Annotated in this window: 2 protein-coding genes; both read left to right on the top strand. The window is 42.4% G+C overall.

The window, feature by feature from the left end:
- On the top strand, positions 1 to 380 hold a 380-nt coding region (locus Q0277_RS08790), incomplete at its 5' end, for a hypothetical protein (RefSeq protein ID WP_297997331.1).
- 108 nt (positions 381 to 488) lie between these two features.
- Positions 489 to 1,184, top strand: a complete 696-nt coding sequence (locus Q0277_RS08785) for a hypothetical protein (RefSeq protein WP_297997329.1) — start codon at positions 489 to 491, stop codon at positions 1,182 to 1,184.
- Positions 1,185 to 1,241: the final 57 nt, after the last annotated feature.

The raw sequence follows: 1,241 nt of genomic DNA, 5'->3' as shown, positions 1-1,241 counted from the left end.
GCAAAATTTCAATGCTTAGCGGCATAAAAGCGGCGGCGCTTTACCGCAACTGCGTAATTGTCTGCATCTGTGTCATTGCCATAACAAGCATCTTTTTATCGATTCCTTTATCGATCTCACATAAGCATTTGGCAATGATATTGTGCATTTTGATAGCGTTTGCAGGCACAATCTACATGATCGTAGCGTGGTTTTGCATAAATTTTGCTTTAGCGCGCGTAAGCGGCGTAGGGATCTTTGAGACATATGTGTGGCTCTGCGTCATCCTTTTTCCATTAAATGCACTATACCATTTGATATTCCCCATAACCCTCACAATAACTAGCATCGTGCATCTGCTAGCCTGGAGCAAGATAGAAAAGATAAGCGTAAAAGTTTAGAATTTCGCAAATATCTTGTCGCGATAGAATTCCGATCTTGTCGGTTTAATTTATATTTTATGCTTGTTTATATATACTTCGGGTCAAATTTTTAAAAAGGGTTTATATATGCAATTCATTGTATCTCAGGCAAGAAAAGAGGGGATGATCAGCACCGGCATCGATCTATTTTTGGCGGCATTACCCGTGGTTTTTATCGTGGTAGGCTATGTCTCTTTCAGCGAGCCATGGCGCCTTGACGACGAGACGATAAATTATATCGCTAGCGGAATTTTGATCGCTTTTATTTGTGTTTCGGCATTTTTCAGATTGCAGGCACTCCGAAAAATTTCAGCGCTTAGCGGCATAAAAGCAGCGACACTTTATCGCAACTGCATAATAATCTGCGTCTGCTTTTTTGCGCTAGCGCTCGTGCTCAATTACCTTTATCCAAGGGAGCCTGACGTAGACGGCGGGCAGAGTGATAATCCATTTGCGGCGATATTTGGACTAGCGCTTTTCGTAGGCGTTATTTACATAATCGTCGCATGGTTTCGCATAAATTTCTCTTTGGCGCGCGTAAGCGGCGTGAGTACCTTTCGGACTTATGTGTGGCTCTGTGTGGGACTTTTTGTACTAAACATATTATGCAACGTAGCGATTATTGCTATAGCCATTTCCGAGCCACGGACCGAGCAGGTCTCAGCTTTAGCTATTGCTGTCGTAATGCTTAAACTGCTCCTGCCATTTGCCGCTCTCATAATAACTGGCATCGTGCACCTACTAGCCTGGAGTAAGATAGAAAAGATAAGCGCGGAGGTTTAAATTTTAAATTTCATAAACCTCTTGTCACGATAAAATTTCGCTCTTTTCGGTTTGATT

Source organism: uncultured Campylobacter sp. (assembly GCF_938030815.1).
In the GTDB taxonomy this organism is placed as follows: Bacteria; Campylobacterota; Campylobacteria; order Campylobacterales; family Campylobacteraceae; genus Campylobacter_B.
Note: the sequence above shows the minus strand (reverse complement) of the source record. Positions and strands in the feature narration are given on the sequence as shown.